This window comes from Paenibacillus sp. MDMC362, from assembly GCF_003269305.1.
Lineage (GTDB): Bacteria > Bacillota > Bacilli > Paenibacillales > Paenibacillaceae > Paenibacillus_AQ.
In genome coordinates this window covers 1-20,926 of sequence record NZ_QLYT01000098.1, presented here as the reverse complement: position 1 = coordinate 20,926, position 20,926 = coordinate 1, and the positions used below count along the sequence as shown (strand labels likewise).

Sequence of the window (20,926 nt, the reverse complement as noted above, 5' to 3'; positions counted from 1 at the left end):
TAGTAAATTTAGTCATAAAAAAACTGCACCTCCAACTGTTAGATGTGTCTAACAATTGGGGTGCAGTTCATTATAGCGCGGCTTTTTTAATGTGAATAAATATGCTTGCAAGGTGTTATTTTCAACATATAAAAGCTTCCATTTTTTAGATGGATATGATAGTATGAATGCGAACAATTGTTCTTCGAACGTTTTGGATTGGACCCATACATAATATCCGGAATGAAGGATGGTGCGGACCTGATGACTGATCGATATGCTGAAATCGATGAGGTAATCGCGTATATTCACAACAATATTTATGAGCCCCTTCCGTTATCGACACTGGCGGATTATATAGGATACAGCCCATATCATTTTTCACGTATATTTAAAGATCGAATCGGACTGCCCCCATTATATTACGTGTCCTCGCTTCGTTTGGAGAAAGCGAAGGACCTGCTCTTACATACCCATCTGAGTATCCGGGATATCGCCATGGAGATCGGTCAGCAGAGTCTGGGCACATTTACGACACGCTTCACGGAAAGGGTAGGAGTGACCCCTTCCCAGTTTCGAAATTCGAAGGAAGAGGCGTACGAGCATCTGTCATCCCTTCAGAAACTGAACAGCTGGCGTGACTCCATGCCGGTCGAGAATCCTAATCTGACAGTTGAAGGCACGGTAGAGGCAATGGCCCCCTTTCAGGGCGTCATCTTGATCGGGCTGTTTGCCAAGCCGATTCCCGAAGGCCTTCCTCTATACGGAACTTTGTTATCTTCCGTCGGCTCGTTTCGTTTCGGCGACGTCAGACCCGGAACGTATTATCTGATGGCCACTTCGGTTCCATGGGGCATGCAGGCGGTCGATTTTTTGCTTCCGAAGTCTACCACACTGCGTACCCGTTCGAAGGAACCTATTATCGTCACCCCCAACGCTAAGACTCCGCATCTTCATGTAACTCTGCATGTTCCCCGGCTGGATGATCCGCCGATTTTGATTTCTTTGCCATTATTAATGAATCACTTCCTTAAAAGGGTTGCTCCCATGTTACGTTAGATGAGGGATCTGATCGGTACTCTATGCATTTCGTTGACATTTGAGTTCCGATTCCTGATACTAAAATGAGAGCAAACGGCTAAGGCAGTAGTATGCAGTGAATAAGTAAGTATGAGAGATTTGAGGTGGCCTTTGTGATTGTTGTAAGCTCATGTTTAGCCGGTTTGAAGGTTCGTTATAACGCTACGGACAGCCTGGATACGAATATTCAGCAGCTGGTTGAAGCGAAGAAAGCCGTGCCTGTATGCCCCGAACTGCTAGGCGGATTCTCAACTCCACGGGAGCCAGCGGAGATCGTTGGAGGAAACGGAGATGACGTGCTGGCAGGGCATGCTAGAGTGGTTGAGCTATCCGGGAAAGACGTAACCGAGATGTATATAAAAGGTGCATACCAAGCGCTTCGAATGGCGCAAGAGCTCGGAGCTTTGCTGATCGTATTGAAAGAGAGCAGCCCTTCCTGCGGAAGTGCCATGATTTATAATGGAGAATTTGCCAATGAGAAAACAGCCGGTTATGGCGTAACAACGGCTCTCCTGCGCAAGGAAGGCTATACGGTTATTTCGGAGCATGAGCTTAATGCATATGCAGTACAACCGGAATACGCCACTCTTTTTGCTGCGAGGTAAATCATGCGTCTTGTGTTTATGTATTTTCGTCCTGCTCTAAAATTATGATAGAATGATTCTATCGACTGCTTGCATGTTGTGATTCTTTATACTGGAGGGAAATATGGAACTCATTAATCAAACCGAAGTACAACAAATGATTGATAAATTGAAGGACCAGGATTTATATATTCATCTTGAGATGACGACAGGCGCTTATGCTGCCCATTATGACAGCACGAAGCATCCCGCGGCTAACTTTATTACGAATGCAATCATTCGTTACAGCCACGGTTCGATATCCGGTAATGGACCCTATCGGGTTGGATTGAAAATGAGTCAGGGCTGGGTATATACCGAAGGACTCACCCATTTCGAGCAGGCGGATACCGATCGGCTGATTATGGCAGGTCACGACACTCAGGGCAAACTGGTTGTCGCTTTGCAGTTGAGCCGGGAGCCTTTTTAATAGAGAGAGGAGACGAGGATTGATGGAGCAAAACATACTGGTCGTATTGCCGCACCCGGATGATGAAGCATTTGGTTTGTCCGGTACGCTGGCTAAATATATTATGGAAGGCGCTCATGTTACCTATGCCTGCTTAACGCTTGGGGAGATGGGCCGTAATATGGGCATTCCACCGTTTGCGAACCGTATCACGCTTCCAACCATTCGCAAAGCAGAACTGGAGGAATCCTGCAAAGCAATAGGCATACAGGATTTGAGATTGCTTGGTTTCCATGATAAAACGATTGAATTCGAGGATCAAAATAAGCTGGATAGCGTGATTGCCTCTCTGCTTCAGGAGATCAAGCCATCGCTGGTGTTCACGTTTTACCCTGGATATAGCGTCCACCCTGACCATGACGCAACGGGCGCGGCCGTAATCCGCACGATTCAGCGGATGCCGGCCGGAGATAGACCTGTCGTTCAATGTCTGGCATTCTCCAACAATTGTGAGCAAGAATTGGGTAAACCGGATGTTTATCAAGATGTATCCATGTTTATGGTACAGAAGCTGAACTCCATTCAAGCCCATCGCTCTCAATTCCAGGCAGCAGAGCTGCTGGGCAAGAAACAGATGAAGGCCAAGGAAGTGGAACAGCGCTTCGGTACGGAACGCTTCTGGACCTATACATTTGCATAAAATCCCCAGCATGGGATGATCCATAAAAAGAGCCGCAGAATCAGCATCTGCGGCTCTTTTGCATGGTTTGGAATCGAGTGTTTTTTTGTGAAGATGAGGGCCTTCAGGGAAGATTTCACTTCATTTGCCTATCTAGGAGGCTCTACGATTATACATGAAATATTAGGGGCTGCTGATGGATAGAGGATAGAGTGTGCCCTCCATGCAGAAGGAGGTCTTGCCCGTCTCCTCCGATACAACGAGTACCAAGGCATCGCTGATCTCGGACAAGCCAATGGCTGCTCGGTGACGTGTGCCGAGCTTACGATCCCCATACGTTTTGGCTGTTAAAGGCAACACGTTCGCGGCGGAAATAATCATCTCTTTACGTACGAGCACGGCTCCATCGTGCAGCGGGCTGTCTGGAACGAAGATGGATTCAAGCAGGGGACTTGTGATTTCTGCAGACAAGGGAATCCCTGGCGTCATTAACGAATCAAGCCCATCTTCCCGTTGAATCACAATGAGCGCACCCCGTTTTTTTTGACTGAGATGATATATGGATTTCGCGATTTCTTGATATTTGCTGGTGAAGGGGAAGAGAAAACAATTGAGATAATACGTAGAAGAAATCGATTCGGCTTCTAAAAATTTGGTTCTGACATGATCCAGCTCACCCAGCAGACATGAACTGTCCTGGTCCAAATTGAGAATGATATGCTGTAATTGTCTTGTGATATCCGTGAGCTGTTCCTTCAATTTGTTTTTCAGCGGCGTAAAATTGCAATCATGATTTAACATCCGAAATCTTCCTCCTTATGATTGGTATCATTGCCATTCGGAGATATCGATATTCTCTATCGTAAACAGGGTCGGGTTTCGCTTGTAGTAAAGCCCGGAAAATCGATTTATTAGTAAAACTGATAAATGCTATAAGAACATTGTAATTGACCGGTTCAGGTAAGCTGTGATAGGTTCAGAGGAGTAATAAAATTAATTGTATCGTAATAGTAGGAATTAATAATGTGCGCTTTTGAGAGGTGGATATTGTTGGAACTTCAAGTAATGAACAGTCCTTTTAATCAGGAGCAGGTGGAACTGCTGAACCGCCTACTGCCTACACTGACGGAATCCCAGCGGACCTGGCTCAGCGGATTCATCGCTGCGTTACAGGGAACGGAAGCCGCAGCAGCAGTTGCGGCAGCACCACAAGCGAACACGTTAGCTGCTGTATCGGCACCTGTGGCGACGGCTACTAAAGAAGTCACAGTCCTGTACGGATCACAGACAGGCAATGGTCATGGATTATCGAAAAAGTTATCCAAGAAGCTCGAAGAGGTTGGCCTGCAGGTCACGATGTCTTCTATGAGCGACTTTAAACCAAATAACCTGAAGAAGTTGCAGAATCTCCTGATAATCGTCAGTACGCATGGAGAGGGAGAGCCGCCGGATAATGCTATACCATTCTATGAATTTCTGCACAGCAAGCGGGCACCTCAGGTAGACCATCTTCAATATTCCGTACTGGCGCTGGGGGATACCTCGTATGAATTTTTCTGCCAAACGGGTAAAGATTTCGACAAACGGCTCGAGGAATTGGGCGGCAAGCGGCTGACGCCAAGAGTCGATTGCGATGTGGACTTTGATGAGTCGGCTGCAGAATGGATGAATCAGGTTCTTCTATCGTTGAATGAGGCTGGAGCGGGATCATCCGTTGTCGAAAATGGGAGTGCGGTAGCCCTGAGCGACAGTACGGAATCGGAATTTTCGAGAAGCAATCCATTTCAAGCGGAAATCCTTGAGAACCTGAACTTGAACGGAAGAGGATCCGACCGTGAAACTCGTCATATCGAAATTTCTCTTGAAGGATCGAAATTGCAGTATGAGCCGGGCGACAGCTTAGGAGTCTATCCGGAAAACCATCCGCAGCTGGTGGATGACCTTATCGCTGCAATGGGATGGAATGCGGATGAAGCGGTCGTAATTAATAAACAAGGTGAAGCGCGAGCTCTTCGGGATGCCCTGCTCCGTCACTACGAGATTACCGTTCTCACGAAACCACTGATCGAGCAAGTGGTTAACATTTCAGGGAATGAAGGTCTTCGGACATTGCTGGAGCCAGGTCATGAGCAAGATTTGCGCACCTATATCGAGGAACGGGATTTGCTTGATCTGGTACAGGATTATGGCCTCCAGCAAGTGGCGGCAAGCGATTTTGTATCGATACTGCGCAAAATTCCTGCCCGATTGTACTCGATTGCCAGCAGCTCCAAAGCGTTCCCTGATGAAGTTCATGTTACCGTTCGAACGGTGCGTTATGAAGCACATGGCCGCCGCCGCTACGGCGTATGCTCCGTGCAATTGGCGGAACGTCTGAAAGCGGGCGATACGCTGCCTGTATACATTCAGCATAACCCGAACTTTAAGCTGCCGGAGAATCCGGACACCCCGATCATTATGATCGGACCCGGTACAGGCGTGGCACCTTTCAGAGCCTTTCTGGGAGAACGGGAAGAGACGGGGGCAGAAGGGAAATCATGGTTGTTCTACGGAGACCAGCATTTCTCGACGGACTTCCTCTATCAGATTGAATGGCAGCGTTGGTTGAAGGATGGAGTATTGACGCGTATGGATGTTGCTTTCTCACGGGATACGGACAAAAAAGTATACGTACAGCACCGCATGCTGGAGAAGAGCAAGGATCTATATCAGTGGCTCCAAGAAGGAGCTTGCGTCTATGTCTGCGGCGATGAGAAGAAGATGGCTCATGATGTGCATTCTGCGTTGGGGTCTATTCTCGAGCAAGAAGGCCGGATGAGTCCGGAAGAAGCTGCGGAATATTTGACGCTCATGCAGCAACAGAAACGTTATCAGCGGGATGTGTATTAAGATCACCCCTGTGGTTGCGAGAGGAGAAAAAGGAACATGTCTGATAATAACCTAGTATCACCCCATAGTGCGCCGCACAGTGATGTTGAGGACATTAAGCGTCGAAGCAACTATCTGCGCGGCAGTCTTGTAGAGACCTTAGAGGATCGCATAACGGGGGCGATTCCGGAAGACGATAACCGGCTGATGAAATTTCACGGCAGTTATATGCAGGATGACCGGGATTTGCGTAACGAACGGCATAAGCAAAAGCTGGAACCCGCATACCAGTTCATGCTGCGTGTTCGAGCCGCTGGCGGTGTCGTGACTCCGGAGCAATGGCTGATGATGGACCGTGTAGCCCAAAAGTACGCCAACGGGACGATTCGCTTGACCACACGCCAATCCTTTCAGCTTCATGGCGTATTGAAGTGGAATATGAAGAGTACCATTCAAGAAGTGAATGAAGCCATGCTTAGCACATTGGCTGCTTGCGGCGACGTTAACCGTAACGTGATGTGCAATCCGAACCCCTATCAATCGGAGATTCATTCGGAGGTATACGAATGGGCACGAATGCTTAGCAGTCATCTCGATCCGCGCTCGCGTGCGTATCATGAGATTTGGCTGGACGGCGAGAAGATCGTAGACAGTCTCCAAGAGGGGGAGGAGCAGGAGCCGATCTATGGCCCGGTGTACCTGCCGCGGAAATTTAAGATCGGGATGGCCGTGCCGCCATCCAATGATGTTGATGTATTTTCCCAAGACCTTGGCTTCATTGCCATCATTGAGGATGGACAATTGAAAGGCTTTAACGTTTCGGTAGGCGGTGGCATGGGGATGACGCACGGTGATTCGTTAACCTATCCTCAAGTGGCGAAAGTCATAGGTTTCTGCAAACCCGAGCAGATCGTTGACTTGGCCGAGAAGACGGTGATGATTCAACGTGATTACGGAGACCGCGCGGTGCGCAAGCATGCTCGTTTCAAATATACGATTGATGATCGCGGTATCGACTGGTTTGTCAACGAGCTGACCAGCCGTCTGGGCTGGAAGCTGGGGGAGGCAAAACCGTTCCATTTTGATCATAACGGAGACCGCTACGGCTGGGTTAAAGGCAGCAATGGCAAATGGCATTTTACACTGTTCATCCAAAACGGACGCGTGAAAGACGAATCCGATTACCTGCTGATGACAGGCCTGCGCGAAATCGCTCAAATCCATAATGGAGACTTCCGTCTGACGGCCAATCAGAATCTGATCATCGCCAATGTCAGCAGCCATAAGAAGAAAAAGATTGAAGACCTCATCAAGCGTTACGGACTTACGGACGGCAATCATTATTCTGCCCTGAGACGAAATTCCATGGCATGCGTTGCCTTACCGACGTGTGGATTGGCTATGGCCGAATCCGAGCGATATCTGCCGACGTTATTGGATAAAATCGATGTGATCCTGGAAGAGAACGGACTTCGCGAAGAGGATATCGTCATTCGAATGACCGGGTGCCCGAACGGATGCGCCAGACCGATGCTGGCCGAAATCGCATTTATCGGAAAGGCGCCTGGCAAATATAACATGTACCTGGGTGGCGGTTTCTCCGGACACCGGCTGAACAAGCTGTACAAGGAAAACATCGGAGAGGCCGAGATTTTGGACTCCCTTCGTCCCCTCATGAAGCAATATGCACAAGAACGCGAGCAAGGCGAGCATTTCGGTGACTTTGTGATCCGGGCCGGCTATGTGAAGGAAGTGTTGGACGGACAACAATTTCACGCATAATGATACTCAATTATCAACAAACCGGAGTTCTTCTTGAGAAGAGCTTCGGTTGTTTTTGTTCATAGCACTTTAGGAGATCATGATGGGCTCCCAAGCAGAGATGAAAAAGGTGGTACTGACGAAAACGGATGATGAGACCGATTTTTACCAGGCCATTATGGAACACAAGGAAACACTGATCCATATAGCTTACAGTTACTTGCGGAACCGATATGATGCGCTGGAAGCGGTTCAGGAGATGACGTGCAGAGCATGGGTCAAGCGTTCAACGCTAAAAGAAGCGAAGGCATTCAAAGCCTGGATCATCCGAGCCTGAAACAATAAGACGACATGACCGCCAGTTGCTACACGGTCTCTAGTTAAGTAAGAGCCGCCTCATAAAATGTGAGGCGGCTCTTTTTTGTTGTTCATTGCTCCAATACGCCGGCCGTGCTCTTTCTCTTTTTAAATAATGGAAGCAGCAGAGCCGAACCAGTCAGGAACAAGAGTGTGCTAGCCGCATAAACGACGAACAGGGACAGCTGGTCTTTGAGCAATCCCCCGATCGACATGCCCAGCACCATCATTCCCATATAAATCGGGGTTAGGGCGCCGCCGACCCGACCAATATATGGCCCTTCCGTATTGTTTAGGATCAAGGTGTTGATTCCAATGTGTATGGTGGGATAAAAGAATCCGTTAATCACTAGAAGGAGCATCGTAAAGATGACGCTGGTTGACCAGCCAATACCAAGGGTCCCGACGGCACTAACGCTCAGACCGAGTGCTAGTAAGGTTTGAGGGGGGATTTTCTTGGCAAATGCCATGACGAAGCCTCCTCCGACGAGCATCGCCGCTCCATTGACCGTTAACAGCCATTGCAAGAATGACTTATCCCGACCGAGGTTCTCAATCGTCACAAATATCGCGAGCGGCTGAATAAGTCCCGCTGCCAAGCCAGCCGCGGCGAAGGTCGCGGCAAGGGTTCGGAGCGTATGATTATTCCATACATAGCGAAGGCCTTCGATAAGCTCTTGTTTCAGGTTCTGCTGCTTGGATTGTGTCTCTTTCTGCATATCACGGGGCAGCAAAGTCAGAATCAATCCAGAACCCAGGAATAACGCTCCTGTTGCGACCAGCGATACTTCAATGCCGAACGTTTGATATACAAATGCACCGGCGATTGGGCCGATCACCGTAAAGAAGGCAACCATCGATTGAAACATGGCCATCACGGATTGCAGCTGTTCAGCGGGGACATGCTGTTTAAACAGCTTCATCGCTGAAGGCTGTGAGAATTGGGACAGGACGGCTGAGAAGAACGTAAGTACCAGTAATGCCTGCCACGACCCGTTATGAACGGTGATCAGCACGAGAAATACCGATATCGCAGACAGTGCATCAGAACTGACCATGGTACGCTTAGGCCGCCAGCGGTCCGCGAAAGTACCGCCGATGAAGGCAAACAAGAAAATCGGCGCAAATTCGGCTACGGATATGAGGGATACATACATAGGATGATTGTCCGTCAAGTCGGTAACGTATAGAAGAATGGCAAAGTTACGAACCCAAATGCCAAGATTCAATAGAACGCGTGACAAGACAATCGTGCGAACATAGGGGTTGTTAAGCAAAATAAAGGAGTCTCCTTTCGAGATCTGTACTTTACAGATCGGATAGCGTAAAAACAAACGAATGCGCATTTCGTTGTTCAATACATAGACATATTATTATTATATCTATAAAAAATCAAATGTTTTTTTATTCCGTCTACTTTTCTCGCGCCAAAAAAAGGCACTTCCCTCATTTGTTCATGAGCAGAAGTGCCTTCAATAATCCACATTGTATATGATTTGGAATCTTGCCGTGTATTACGATTTTTCCGAAAAGTACTGAATGACGTCATCACGGAACTGACGAGCCGCTAAGGATAAATAGTGCTTCTCGTGCCAGATAAGCCGATAGTGCCGTTTGCATTCGGGCTTCGCAATGGGCAGAAGCTTAAGCTTGGCGTCTTGGACACGAAAACATCCGAAGAGGGCAACCCCGAGACCGGCACGAACAAGACTTGCAATGGCCGGAGGTTCGTCAACCCGGCATACATATCTGGGCGCAATTCCAGCCTCCTGAAAGAATTTATCGTTCATTTGCTGGAAAATAAAATCTTCCTTGTAGCCGATAAAAGCTTCATCCTTCAATTCATCCAAGTTAATGGACTTACGGTCAGCGAGCCTGTGCCCTTGGGGTACAGCCAAATACACGTCCTCGCGAAGCACGGTCACTTGAGATAACATGGATTGCTCCATCGCCATCGAAGTAAAGCATAAATCGACCTGCCCCATTTCCATCATCTTCATCATGTCATCCGTTCCGACTTGGGATATTTGAAAATTTACGTCAGGGTGCTCCGCCAGAAACTGACTCAGCGGTTCGGATAACGGATCCAGGGTTGAGGTTGCCAGATGAATACTGCCATGCTGTAGTCCAGCAAGTTCATTGATTTCTTTCTGGCCTTCCTCCAGCAGATGAAGTGCACGTTCAACTTTATCCAAATAGAGCTTCCCAAATGTATTCAATCGGATTCTCCCGCCATGACGATCAAACAACGGAACTCCGACATCCGCTTCCAGCCTGGATATGGTTTTGCTTAAAGCAGGTTGTGCAATATGAAGCTCTTGAGCTGCTTTCGTCATGTGTTCCGTTCGGGCTACGGTTTGAAAATAACGCAGCTGCAGAAGTTCCATCCTTCATCCCCCTATATACTCCAGTATATGATATCTATAGAATATTATATATTTTTGTTTATTTCGAACCCATTATAAAATAAACACCGAGAGGAAAACAATCCCTTTTAAGATTTGTACATCGGTACACAAACGTAATAGGGTATCCCTTTTAAAATCCGGAAAGAAGGGGCTTTTATGGAAATCGGGAAAAGAAAGTCATCAAGCGAAGCATTAATCAGCGTTCTGGCATTCACTCTTGCCATATCGGTTATGAATGCAACGATGTTTAATATCGTGCTCCCAGAAATCAGGCGAGAGTTTGGGGCCTCGCCTGTATGGATTGCCTTGTTCCTGATTCTCGGTGGTGTCGGGCAAGCCTTTATGTCGATTGCGCTGTCCAAATCCATTTCATTGACGCTGCCGCATGAACAAAGTGGAGTGGGAATGGGCATATTGTCGATGTTGAATTTCATGGCAGGAGCGATATTTGCCAGCCTTTACGGAACCATGGTGGATCTGGAAGCCGCTAAGGCTTGGAACCCGTTGATCCACGATCTGAGCGCGTATGTCTTTAGCAATATATACTTCATGCTGATGATCATGATTGCAGTTGTAGCTGCGCTTTTTATTTCATTTTTTAATAAGCATTACGAAAAGAGGAGATGTTGCAGATGAAAGCTATGGCCATTACTTCATTCGGTCCACCTGAGGTCTTAAAATTAACGGAAATGAAGCAGCCGCAGGCAGGACCGGGTTCTGTGCGAGTCCGCGCGAAGGCAGCTGGCGTGCTGCCCTTTGATTGCGGGGTTCGCAACGGAACCATAGGCTATGTCCGTCAACAGCGTTTCCCGATGATACCGGGCAATGAGTTCGCTGGCGTGATCGATCAGGTCGGGGAAGGCGTCGATCAATTCGCAGTTGGCATGGAGGTACTTGGGTTCTCACTGCTCCATTGTTACGCTGAATATGTCGTGGTGGATGCGGATCAGATTGTAATCAAACCCGAGCGCATGCCATGGGAAATAGCTGGAGGTTTCTCCGGTAATGGCCAGGGGGCACATATGGCATTGAAATCTGTTGGAATTGAGGAAGGAGACACCGTGCTCATCCATGCCGCGGCAGGCGGGTTTGGTACCTTTGCATGCCAGTTGGCAAAAGCCTGGGGCGCAGCAGCTGTCATTGGAACCGCAAGTGAGAGCAATCATGAATATTTGCGGTCCATCGGCGTTATACCGGTTGCATACGGCGCTGGGCTTGTGGAAAGGGTCCGCAGAATCGCGCCGCAAGGAATCGATGCTGCAGTTGATGCAGCCGGCCCCGAGGCATTAAGGGCTTCTGCCCAGCTTGTGCATAACAAGGAGCGTATCCGAACGATGGTGTCGGACGAGACTGCTGTGGAGTTGGGTATACCCGTGTTAAGTGGTACGAGAACAGCAGCTAGACTGCAGGAGCTGGTGGATTTATATATGGAGAGTTACATTCGCATTCATATTCGAGAGGTGTTTCCGCTGCACGAAGCGCCGGAGGCGCATCGCCTTGTTGAAACGGGTCATGGCCGGGGAAAGGTGATCTTACTTGTCGGTGAACAGCACTGATTGATGGTTACGGGGACGTGTCTATTTTCCGGATCTACGCGCTTAACCTTGTTCAAGGGACTTAATAGATATATAATGGACGAGGGTATTTATTGAATACCGGCTACAGATTCAATAATGAAAGTGAGCGGAAATATATGGGCCGTAAATGGAATAATATTAAAGAGAAAAAAGCATCCAAGGATGCAAATACAAGTCGCGTATATGCGAAATTTGGTGTCGAAATTTATGTGGCAGCCAAGAAGGGGGAACCGGATCCCGAGTCCAACCGTGCGCTGAAGGTTGTTCTTGAGCGCGCCAAAACATACAATGTGCCGAAAGCCATTATTGACCGTGCCTTGGATAAAGCCAAGGGCAGCGGGGATGAGAATTATGAAGAGCTTCGCTATGAAGGTTTTGGTCCGAACGGTTCGATGATCATTGTTGACGCTTTAACCAATAACGTCAATCGAACGGCGCCTGCTGTACGTTCTGCCTTTAATAAGAACGGCGGCAACATGGGCGTCAGCGGTTCAGTGTCTTATATGTTTGATCCAACCGCAGTCATCGGCGTCGAGGGTAAGTCGGCTGAGGAAGTCATGGATCTGCTGCTCGAAGCCGACCTGGATGTCCGTGACATCCTGGAAGAGGAAGAAGCTGTGATCGTCTATGCTGAACCCGACCAGTTCCATGCGGTTCAGGAAGCATTCAAAGCCGCTGGTATTACGGAATTTACCGTTGCCGAGCTTACCATGCTGGCTCAGAATTTTGTTACCTTACCTGAAGATGGCGTTGCCCAGTTTGAGAAGCTGATCGATGCATTGGAAGACCTCGAGGATGTTCAGCAGGTTTATCATAACGTGGAGTTTGAAGATTAGGATACAAGAACCCTATAAATTCAGTGGTTAGAAGCTCTTACTGCTGATTCAAACATGGGTAGATATCCGAATTTCAACGTTTTTCTCAATCAGCGATGGTATACATTTTGTTGATTGATGAAATTTATAATGATGTACGTTTTTTTCAGTAGTGCTTATTATTTTAACTCACTTTTTGTATGAAATAACCATACAAGGAGTGAGTTTTTATGTTATTAGAGGATGTTTACAAAGAGTTTCTATTTGATTTGGAGATCAAGAATTATAGTATCCGAACTATAAAAGGATATAGAAATAATAACAGAGCCTTCTTAAATTTTTTAATTAATGAATTTGAAGTGACTGAAGTGGAAGAAGTTAATACTTCCCATATTAAAGCCTATCTTAGGAACTTAAAAGACAAAGGTTTATCTGAAACCTACATCAATGGGATACAAAAAAACATTCGTTCGTTTTTCCGTTTCAATGTTGAAGAAGGATATATTGCTGAAAAAAGAAATCCTGTTCTTGGTTTGAAGTGGATGAAGGAACCAAAGGTTCTGATTCAGACTTTCAATGATGATGAAGTGAAGAGGATGCTTAACGTTTTTAAAGGGGATTACTATTTAAGTTTACGTAATAAGCTAATTCTAATGTTTTTTGTGGACTTAGGAATCAGAAATTTGGAATTATGTACACTTAGTTCTCTTGATGTAAGAGATAGTGTCATAAAGATACATGGAAAAGGGAATAAGGAGAGACATTTATACATTTCACCTCTTTTAAAAAAGTACATTATCAAATACGAGAGAGTAAAAGAGGCATATTTTAAAGATAAAATTATGACTGATTCAAATTTTTTCTTATCTCAAAATGGTAAAACTCTTACAGTTGTTGCAATTGAAGTAATAGTTAAAAAAGCTGGAACGGAGGCTAAGGTTCGAAAACATATTCGTTGCAGTCCCCATACACTTAGACATTACTATGCTCAAAAACAATTAAGATTAGGATTGGATGTTTACAGTCTTAGTAGATTATTAGGACATGAGTCGACTGTTATCACTAATCGTTATCTACAGTCAATTCAAGATGAGCAGATACTTGAGTTGGCAAAGACAACCAGCCCGTTAATGAACTTATAGATTATTCATGAGTCTTGAAAAGCGATTGTTAGTAGATGAATAGGGAAACTGATCAAGAATACTTCAGGTATTTCCATGTCAGGTATGAGTGCTTTTCAATTACTGTAAGATATGTTGCTATGTGGGGAAATGAAATGAGGGAACAGAATACAAAATTCGCTGCTTTGAGATTCATTGTAGCCTTTGTTGCTATCCTACATAATAAACATGAAATCACCTTAAAATAGTTTGTAGAGGCTGGCTCGATATGGGTAGAGAGCTTTGATTATAATTTATATAAGCAATTCATAAAAGTAAGTTATATTGTCGTTATGACGAAATAGTGTTAATGTAATATTATTAAGAACGTTAGTTCGGGAGGAAAAACTTTGGCAACTTTACTGGATAAAACAACAATAGATAGAAATCAGACTGAGTTAATACGTACTGCCCAGTATCCTCGTTTGAGATATATGGGATCAAAATATAAGATAACACCATATATAATATCAATTTTGGAACAATTGGAATTTGAAACTGCATTAGATGCGTTCTGTGGTAGTGGTGTGGTATCTTATACATTAAAAGAGATGGGTAAGAAGGTAACAGCAAATGACTTTTTAAATTTCCCTTCAACAATAGCTAGAGCAGTAATCGAGAACTCCACGGTTAGGCTGAATCCCCAAGATGTTGAAGAGCTGCTTAAACCCAATATTGATGGTAGAAGGTTTATTCAAGATACCTTCGGTGGACTTTATTTTCCAATTGAGGATCATCAGTTCTTGGACTCTTTGTGGTCGCACCTTCCAAAATTTGATGAGTACAAGCGATCTATTGCTCTTAGTTCTATTTGTTTGGCAGCTGCAAGAAAACAACCAAGAGGAGTTTTCACAATCACAGATTTCAGATATGATGATGGAAGACGTTCCCTTCGAACTCCATTAAAGGAACTATTTATAGAAGCTGTCGAAGAGTACAATGATACAATTTTTGACAATGGTAAGCAAAATAAAGCAACGTGTAAGGATGTATTCGACATTGACGCTACCCAATTTGATCTTGTATATCTTGATCCTCCATATGCGCCGCCTAAAGATGATGCTGATTACATCAAGAGATATCATTTCCTTGAAGGGCTATCTGTCTATTGGCAGGATATGAAAATCATGGAACATACAAAGACGAAAAAAATTGAGAAGCGATTTACACCCTTTGCCTATAAACGTACAATTCATGATGCACTAAGGAGATTATTTGATAAGTTTAAGGATTCAATCATTGTAATGTCGTACAGTTCAAACTCTATTCCAAATGAGGAAGAGTTGTACGCATTGCTAAAAGAAGTGAAGAGTGATGTTGAAGTTTATTCTGTACCCCATAAATACTCCTTTGGTACGCATGAAACTGCTTTGAGAAGGCAAGTCGAAGAACTCATCTTTGTTGCGAAATAAAGGTGGATTAACTTTAAAATGACAGCATCAAGTTTCGAATTGTTCAGAGATTCTTTAAGTAACTTGGATAAAGTTGCGCCACGTAAGGATTCACAGATGGTCCAAAGCATTAATGAAGTTTTGGTGGAACTTCGAAATACGGGAGACATAACACGAGAAAGTCTGGCGCGTTTTGTTAAGGTATTCCCTGATACAGTTCCATTAATTGCCACTACAGGTGGTTTAGGACAAGAACAGCTCAAAAATCAGTTGCGTTTTAAGTTTAACACAACTGCTTGGCTGAGCTTGGCTAAAAAGTCCCCAAGTGACCTTATTGACTTTTTAGATACTGAATTTGACGTAGTAAATCAACTTAAACGCGAATTAACAAAAGAGTGGACTTATAGTGATGTTTTAGTAGAACGCCACTTATGGTCTAAAAAGCAAGGAGCATCTTCTGTCGGTAGGGGAAGAAAGATTGAAGATGAAGTAGAAAAAATAGCTAAAGAATTAGGGCTGCCATACGCAATGAGAACGCGGTTTAAAGGGAGAGCAAATGAAACTGCCCCGTGCGATCTTGCGATTCCAGGTGGTATGGATGAGGCTCAAATTGTTATTGGTATGAAAGGCTTTAACAGTACAGGAAGTAAACTAACCGACGCTGTTGTTGAGGTTGAAAAGATGGCTTCAGTTCGCTTACCTAATCAATATGTCTTTGCTGTAATAGATGGAATTGGGTGGCTTTCTCGACAATCGGATTTGCGCAGAATATTTGCCTTGTGGGAAACAAAACAAATTGATGGCGTATATACTTTGAGACATATGGAGCGGTTAAGAGAGGATATAAAAAATGCAGCACATCGATTAAATTTACTTTAGCATATAATTCATTGCCATCAATTAATCGGAGTTCTTAACAGACAAGCCGACGAGGAGGACAAGCGAACTTTCAAGGAAATGTATCTGTCGCTGGTGAACTTTGAAAGCTTGTTCAACTTAAAAACGAGGGAATAATCAGCGGAGATGAGTTTGAATCACAGAAGAAAAAGTTGATAGGTTTATTGGGGGGCCAGATGTGGATTATTCCATTTCTGGTCTTTTTTGATTAACTCATAGAATAATTATATCGCAAAAATAATAATTAATTTTGGAAAGGTCTTCGCCAAGCTGTTGCCCAACCGTCTGAGTTGGTATGTGGCGCATCTTGCGCCCTCCTGCTTCACAGTAGGGTCGAGAGCGCCTCTAGCTTGGTTGTATACTCATTGAAAGGCTCAGACAGAGGGAATGTTGGTTGGGAGGGGCGGGAGGCATCCAGCACTACTGGAAGGGCTGAGGGAACGAGGCGGTATAATCCTAAACATTCAACTTCTAATATTCAATCTTCATCAACAATTCTCCATTTTTGATATTCTTCTTTTGTTCCATCACAAATACCCAAATCTAACTCCAGGTGAAATAAAAAATCAGTAATGGCTTCATGCTGTTCATCAGTCAACAAAATGTCTTTATTTTGATGCCAATTTAGGAGAGACACTAAGCAAAAATCTTTGGGCAGGAACACGCCCTTTTCGTTCTTTATAATTCCAAACTCAGTAAGTGATTTATCGGAGATCATGATTTACCCTCCATACCTAAGTCAATAATAAAAAGAGGGCATAAAAATGCCCTCTTGCTCAATTATATTTAGTGTGCTAGTATCAAAGCATCTCACTACTAAAAAGACATAGATATAACATTATATACTTCTATTATATCGTTTGAATAATGGTATTGTCAATAACTTTAAAGCGAGGGATGTAATAATGTATGGTCAACAATCTTCAGCTATCGTAGATCAAAGCCTGGACAACCTCATACAATCATTTATCTCAAACAAGTTATCAAACATTAAGAGCATGCAACACCAGAATAATACATTAATGATCTATTGTGACGCGAGCTTACCTAAAGATAATCAACTCATTGGGATAGGAATATGTATGGTTGGACAACAAAAGGTTTCCTTCGCATCAGAAGCTCTGGAAGTAGAAAGTACCAAATTTGACTCGCGTTTTGGAGAATTACAAGCATTACTAGTTACTGCAAAGCTGCTTAATAAAATGCTTTTAGAAAATACATACAACATAAAAAAATTGCGTGAAGTCATTATACTTAGCGATTGTATTGGTATTCCCCAGCTCATTAAAAACTTATCTAATTCAAAAGCACTCTACCGAAAGGTTGTTGGTCAAATTAATGAACTCTTAGAGCATTTGTCAGAAACCTATCCTAGAATTATCTTTAAAGTCAAATATATAGGTCAGAACAGAAATTTTTACTACGAGATGGCTGACCAGCTTGCAAAGGAAGCAATTAAGAAGAAATTATTAATCGAAGAAATAGGAGTGAATGTTATGAATAGCGTAAAGGAAAATGAAGAGGTTCTTTTTGGTAATTACATGTCTTTAGGTGAAAAAGAAAAAGAACTGATACGCAAAGCAATGACGTATCATCAATTAATTGATAGTATCCAAGATATGGTGAGGGAGAAGGGCGATAATTTTCATATTCCAACATTAGAAAAAGCTATATTGAAGTTTAACACAGAATTAGGCATTATTAATGCCGAAACACTAAACGTCCGATTAAAAGGAAATATTATTGCTAATCAACTTGGCGAAAGACTATGGGATTTATTGCGGTCAGATGCTGCAAAACAGGGATTCATAGTTCCTGATGATGCAATGAGTGATGTAAGATAAGAAGGTGAAGTAATGACAATATAGAAACGGAGGCACTTGATTTGCAAATTACTATAGCTGGCGATTGCCAAATGTACATATACTTCAAGGACAAATCAAAGCATCAGCACCAAGGTTCTCTTTCGGACGTGAGATGTAAAATGCTGTATGATTCGAGCAACAACCTTGTCGGAATTAACATACTGAGTACACGATCTGATACAGGAGAGAGTATTGTCTTTCCAGAGATAGGCTCAATCGAGTTCCCAATGTACAATGCTACGATAACGCAGGATGATGATGGTATCATAATCATGTTCGATCAAGACGCAGCTGTTCAAAAGGAAGTAGAAGATGAATGCATTCTTGATCTGTGTGCTGCAGGAATTTCTGGGGTTGAGCCAATGCCTTTCACACATGTTGGCGGCAAAGAGATCATCAAGCCATTTACCATACGAGATGTTTAAGATGTTCATTTTCAGAGACAGTGAGGATTGGAACTGTAATATATTATGAATTGTAGTGTGGTTGCCAAAACCGCTTGATAAAACCTTTTCAACTCTCTATATAGAGTGACGGTGTTCTATGCACTGTTAGGTAACCACTGGTAGTTCATATCTGATTCAAAAGAGAATAAAAAGTTCCATCATGATAATACAAGAACAGCCAACGGAGTAATCCGGGCTGTTTTTTTGTAACTAATATCGAAACAAGGAGTGATAAAGAGTTGCATCGCAAGAATGTCTTGAATATCAGTTGATTAATAATGGCAGGTAAGAAGCTCAAAAAGGATAACTAACAAAACGGAGTGATAGGAGAATTATGAGTATAAGTCAACAGAAAAGCCAAACTATGTCTATAAGTTATTTAAACCGCTACAAGCAACGAGAGAAACTACAAGTGATTAACCTCAATAACACTAAAAAAACTGGAATATCTAACTACATTGTAGACAAGAAGTTCATGCCGCAACTACTTGTGGATGATATTTTAACTAACCACATGACTGCATTTTATGATGGGCAATTCTTCTTTTGCTACAAAAATGGAGTTTATGTATCTGGAGGAGAAGCAATATTTAAAAAAATTGCAAAAAATCTTTTAGGCTTGGAAGTAAAAAAAAGTTTCATTGAAGAAGCATTGTATCTTGCAAAAATCCAAGCAGCAATTTTAGATTTAAGAGAAATCAATCCTAATGATGGACTGATTAATGTTTTGAACGGGTTGCTAAATTGGAGAACAGGCGAATTAATGCCTCACACACCTGAACGAATAAGCACAATTCAGTATCCTATTCATTATTCTCCAAGTGATCGAAACGAAATAGTAATAAGGTTCTTAGAATCAATCGTTTCACTCGAAACAATAGATACCTTATGCGAAATAATTGGTTATTGTCTGATTCCAACAACAAAATATGAAAAAGCATTTATGTTTACTGGTACTGGCGCAAATGGAAAAAGCACTTTTATCAACATGCTTACACAATTCTTGGGTAGACAAAACGTATCGAACATAGAACTTCAAGACCTAGAAAACCATAAATTCAAGGTAGCGGAATTGAAAGACAAATCACTAAATACTTTCGCGGATATTTCACACAGAGCCTTAGTGAAAAGCAGTGTTTTCAAATCTGTGGTATCTGGTGACAGGTTGACTGCTGAACGAAAGAACAAAGACCCATTTGAGTTTACTCCGTTTGCAAAATTAATATTCAGTGCAAATGAGTTGCCTAAATCATCAGACCTAACGGATGGATTTTTTCGAAGGATATTAATATTACCTTTTGAAAACAAATTTACTGTAGCAAATGCAGATGTAAATTTGCTTGAAAAGCTGACCACACCAAGCGCCTTGTCCACGCTGCTTAATCTTTCTATAGAGGGATTACATCGTTTAACAAAACAAAATGGATTTACTGAAAGTGAACAAACAATTTTGGCACTCAGGAAATATAAAAAAGATACCGATAACGTGGCAAACTTTCTTGAGGAATGTTGCATTTTGGATGCAAGTTGTAATTTTAGCACCAAGAAATTGTTCGAAGAGTATCAAGTGTGGTGTCAAGAATCTGGTCTAAAACCACTTGGGAAGATTAGATTTAACAATCATCTTCAAGCAAAATATGGACTAACGAAGAAACGATTCAAAAATGAAAAAAGCGAATGCTGGATTGGGATTGAGATGAGAAATTAATGTGCAGAAGTTCATCACTTGGTACATAAGGTTGCTGTCACTTCTGAACCAAACTATGCCAATAAGATTAACTGGTTATTTAATGTGGTACATGAGTTCATAACTTGAATCATTCTAGTATGAATATAAACGGAAGGTAGCATAGTAGGAGGGAAGCGACCTCCAACTCTTGAACCCATGTACCGCTCAGCAGAATACACGGGAATTAAGGGTAGAATTTAATGTGAATATGATATGATTCTTATGAAGTGAATTTGCATCATCAAACGACTACTAACAATCCAAGCGAGCCTGCGAGCGAAATTCGAAACGGACAGACAAATCGAAGCTTGCTTCGATTTTCTGTTCGTTTAACCAAGCGCTTTGCGAAGCAAAGTGTGCGGTAGTGTTGATCGTTTAAATCTAGATGGAATGGAGATGCTGAAAGAGACGGATTGGGTTGTTTCCGCTGGCGCTTCAAAACTCAATCACCTGTCACACTCTCCTCCTCACGGCGTAAGTTTGTTATTATCATGTGTAGAATGGAATCCTATATAAATTGAAAAAAGGGGAGTCTACATGAAACATCTTATGAGCTATTTAAGATTAGTATATCCACCTATTTCTAATCAAGAGGGAGATTGGTTATTTAAGGTAGACGCGGTAAAGGAAACGACAAAGACTTCAAAATTTTACATGATGGGACATAGGGAAGAATTGTTTTTTGTTGAAGAGAGATTTAACTCATTAGAGTGCTGCATTCAATTCAAATTAAAAATGGGTGATGTTATAAGTCCTATGATTACTTATAGCCTGGATAAAGAAATTATGTATATGGTTGAACATGAAATTGAAATAGAGGCTGAACTGGGCAACAAATTAATTCGCATCAGAGATAGTAACAATAACGATAATGTTCTGATA

The 20,926-nt window shown here is 43.3% G+C and carries 21 protein-coding genes; 17 read left to right on the top strand and 4 right to left on the bottom strand.

Features of this window, described 5'->3' with window-relative positions; translation table 11 throughout:
• Nucleotides 1-243: 243 nt before the first annotated feature.
• The 4 genes from DP091_RS30745 (at nucleotide 244) to bshB2 (ending at nucleotide 2,791) form a co-directional block, all read left to right on the top strand.
• Entirely contained in the window at nucleotides 244-1,038 is a 795-nt protein-coding gene (locus DP091_RS30745; protein ID WP_113061803.1) for a helix-turn-helix transcriptional regulator, read from the top strand.
• 134 nt (nucleotides 1,039-1,172) lie between these two features.
• Nucleotides 1,173-1,664 (top strand): 2-thiouracil desulfurase family protein, encoded by a 492-nt coding sequence (locus DP091_RS30740; RefSeq protein ID WP_113061807.1) that lies wholly within the window; start codon nucleotides 1,173-1,175, stop codon nucleotides 1,662-1,664.
• A 103-nt stretch (nucleotides 1,665-1,767) separates the two neighbouring features.
• Entirely contained in the window at nucleotides 1,768-2,112 is a 345-nt protein-coding gene (locus DP091_RS30735) for a YojF family protein (RefSeq protein WP_113061802.1), read from the top strand.
• Between the two features lie 22 nt (nucleotides 2,113-2,134).
• A complete protein-coding gene (bshB2, locus tag DP091_RS30730) occupies nucleotides 2,135-2,791 on the top strand; it encodes a bacillithiol biosynthesis deacetylase BshB2 (RefSeq protein ID WP_113061801.1) in 657 nt (218 codons plus the stop codon).
• Between the two features lie 162 nt (nucleotides 2,792-2,953).
• Here the strand turns inward: bshB2 and cdaS are convergent, their stop codons facing one another.
• Nucleotides 2,954-3,571: a sporulation-specific diadenylate cyclase CdaS gene (gene cdaS, locus DP091_RS30725; RefSeq protein ID WP_113061800.1), complete on the bottom strand. Its 618-nt coding sequence runs from the start codon at nucleotides 3,569-3,571 to the stop codon at nucleotides 2,954-2,956.
• Between the two features lie 249 nt (nucleotides 3,572-3,820).
• Between cdaS and DP091_RS30720 the strand changes: the two genes are divergently transcribed.
• The 3 genes from DP091_RS30720 (at nucleotide 3,821) to DP091_RS30710 (ending at nucleotide 7,736) form a co-directional block, all read left to right on the top strand.
• Nucleotides 3,821-5,659 (top strand): assimilatory sulfite reductase (NADPH) flavoprotein subunit, encoded by a 1,839-nt coding sequence (locus tag DP091_RS30720; RefSeq protein ID WP_113061799.1) that lies wholly within the window; start codon nucleotides 3,821-3,823, stop codon nucleotides 5,657-5,659.
• Between the two features lie 36 nt (nucleotides 5,660-5,695).
• Nucleotides 5,696-7,420 carry an assimilatory sulfite reductase (NADPH) hemoprotein subunit gene (gene cysI, locus DP091_RS30715; RefSeq protein ID WP_113061798.1) on the top strand — a complete coding sequence of 575 codons (1,725 nt, stop codon included), beginning with the start codon at nucleotides 5,696-5,698 and terminating at the stop codon, nucleotides 7,418-7,420.
• 79 nt (nucleotides 7,421-7,499) lie between these two features.
• Nucleotides 7,500-7,736, top strand: coding sequence for a sigma factor (locus DP091_RS30710; RefSeq protein WP_258394762.1), 237 nt, complete (start codon nucleotides 7,500-7,502; stop codon nucleotides 7,734-7,736).
• A gap of 91 nt (nucleotides 7,737-7,827) precedes the next feature.
• Here the strand turns inward: DP091_RS30710 and DP091_RS30705 are convergent, their stop codons facing one another.
• Together DP091_RS30705 and DP091_RS30700 are read right to left on the bottom strand one after the other, a co-directional pair.
• Nucleotides 7,828-9,033: an MFS transporter gene (locus DP091_RS30705; RefSeq protein WP_258394761.1), complete on the bottom strand. Its 1,206-nt coding sequence runs from the start codon at nucleotides 9,031-9,033 to the stop codon at nucleotides 7,828-7,830.
• Nucleotides 9,034-9,270: 237 nt separating this feature from the next.
• A complete protein-coding gene (locus DP091_RS30700; RefSeq protein WP_113061796.1) occupies nucleotides 9,271-10,143 on the bottom strand; it encodes a LysR family transcriptional regulator in 873 nt (290 codons plus the stop codon).
• Nucleotides 10,144-10,320: 177 nt separating this feature from the next.
• On the opposite strand from DP091_RS30700, the gene DP091_RS30695 reads away from it, so the two are divergent.
• From DP091_RS30695 to DP091_RS30670, 6 genes are all read left to right on the top strand, one after another.
• The gene (locus tag DP091_RS30695; RefSeq protein ID WP_113061795.1) at nucleotides 10,321-10,800 is read left to right on the top strand and encodes an MFS transporter; all 480 of its coding nucleotides are present in this window, start codon (nucleotides 10,321-10,323) and stop codon (nucleotides 10,798-10,800) included.
• On the top strand, nucleotides 10,797-11,720 hold the full coding sequence (locus DP091_RS30690; protein WP_113061794.1) for an NADP-dependent oxidoreductase: 924 nt from the start codon (nucleotides 10,797-10,799) through the stop codon (nucleotides 11,718-11,720). Before DP091_RS30695 ends, DP091_RS30690 begins: the two co-directional genes overlap by 4 nt.
• Before the next feature lie 137 nt (nucleotides 11,721-11,857).
• Complete coding sequence (locus DP091_RS30685; protein ID WP_113061805.1) at nucleotides 11,858-12,577, top strand: YebC/PmpR family DNA-binding transcriptional regulator; 720 nt, start codon at nucleotides 11,858-11,860, stop codon at nucleotides 12,575-12,577.
• Nucleotides 12,578-12,786: 209 nt separating this feature from the next.
• Nucleotides 12,787-13,698: a tyrosine-type recombinase/integrase gene (locus DP091_RS30680; protein WP_113061793.1), complete on the top strand. Its 912-nt coding sequence runs from the start codon at nucleotides 12,787-12,789 to the stop codon at nucleotides 13,696-13,698.
• 368 nt (nucleotides 13,699-14,066) lie between these two features.
• The gene (locus DP091_RS30675) at nucleotides 14,067-15,128 is read left to right on the top strand and encodes a DNA adenine methylase (protein ID WP_215162440.1); all 1,062 of its coding nucleotides are present in this window, start codon (nucleotides 14,067-14,069) and stop codon (nucleotides 15,126-15,128) included.
• 18 nt (nucleotides 15,129-15,146) lie between these two features.
• The gene (locus DP091_RS30670; RefSeq protein ID WP_113061792.1) at nucleotides 15,147-15,986 is read left to right on the top strand and encodes a hypothetical protein; all 840 of its coding nucleotides are present in this window, start codon (nucleotides 15,147-15,149) and stop codon (nucleotides 15,984-15,986) included.
• A gap of 496 nt (nucleotides 15,987-16,482) precedes the next feature.
• Here DP091_RS30670 and DP091_RS30665 read toward each other — a convergent pair whose 3' ends face one another.
• Entirely contained in the window at nucleotides 16,483-16,722 is a 240-nt protein-coding gene (locus tag DP091_RS30665) for a hypothetical protein (protein WP_113061791.1), read from the bottom strand.
• A 187-nt stretch (nucleotides 16,723-16,909) separates the two neighbouring features.
• Between DP091_RS30665 and DP091_RS30660 the strand changes: the two genes are divergently transcribed.
• From DP091_RS30660 to DP091_RS30645, 4 genes are all read left to right on the top strand, one after another.
• Nucleotides 16,910-17,848, top strand: a complete 939-nt coding sequence (locus tag DP091_RS30660) for a hypothetical protein (RefSeq protein WP_113061790.1) — start codon at nucleotides 16,910-16,912, stop codon at nucleotides 17,846-17,848.
• Nucleotides 17,849-17,889: 41 nt separating this feature from the next.
• A complete protein-coding gene (locus DP091_RS30655; protein WP_113061789.1) occupies nucleotides 17,890-18,294 on the top strand; it encodes a hypothetical protein in 405 nt (134 codons plus the stop codon).
• 355 nt (nucleotides 18,295-18,649) lie between these two features.
• Nucleotides 18,650-20,023: a DNA primase family protein gene (locus DP091_RS30650; protein WP_113061788.1), complete on the top strand. Its 1,374-nt coding sequence runs from the start codon at nucleotides 18,650-18,652 to the stop codon at nucleotides 20,021-20,023.
• Between the two features lie 558 nt (nucleotides 20,024-20,581).
• The coding region (locus DP091_RS30645; RefSeq protein ID WP_220091193.1) for a hypothetical protein at nucleotides 20,582-20,926 on the top strand (345 nt) is incomplete at its 3' end.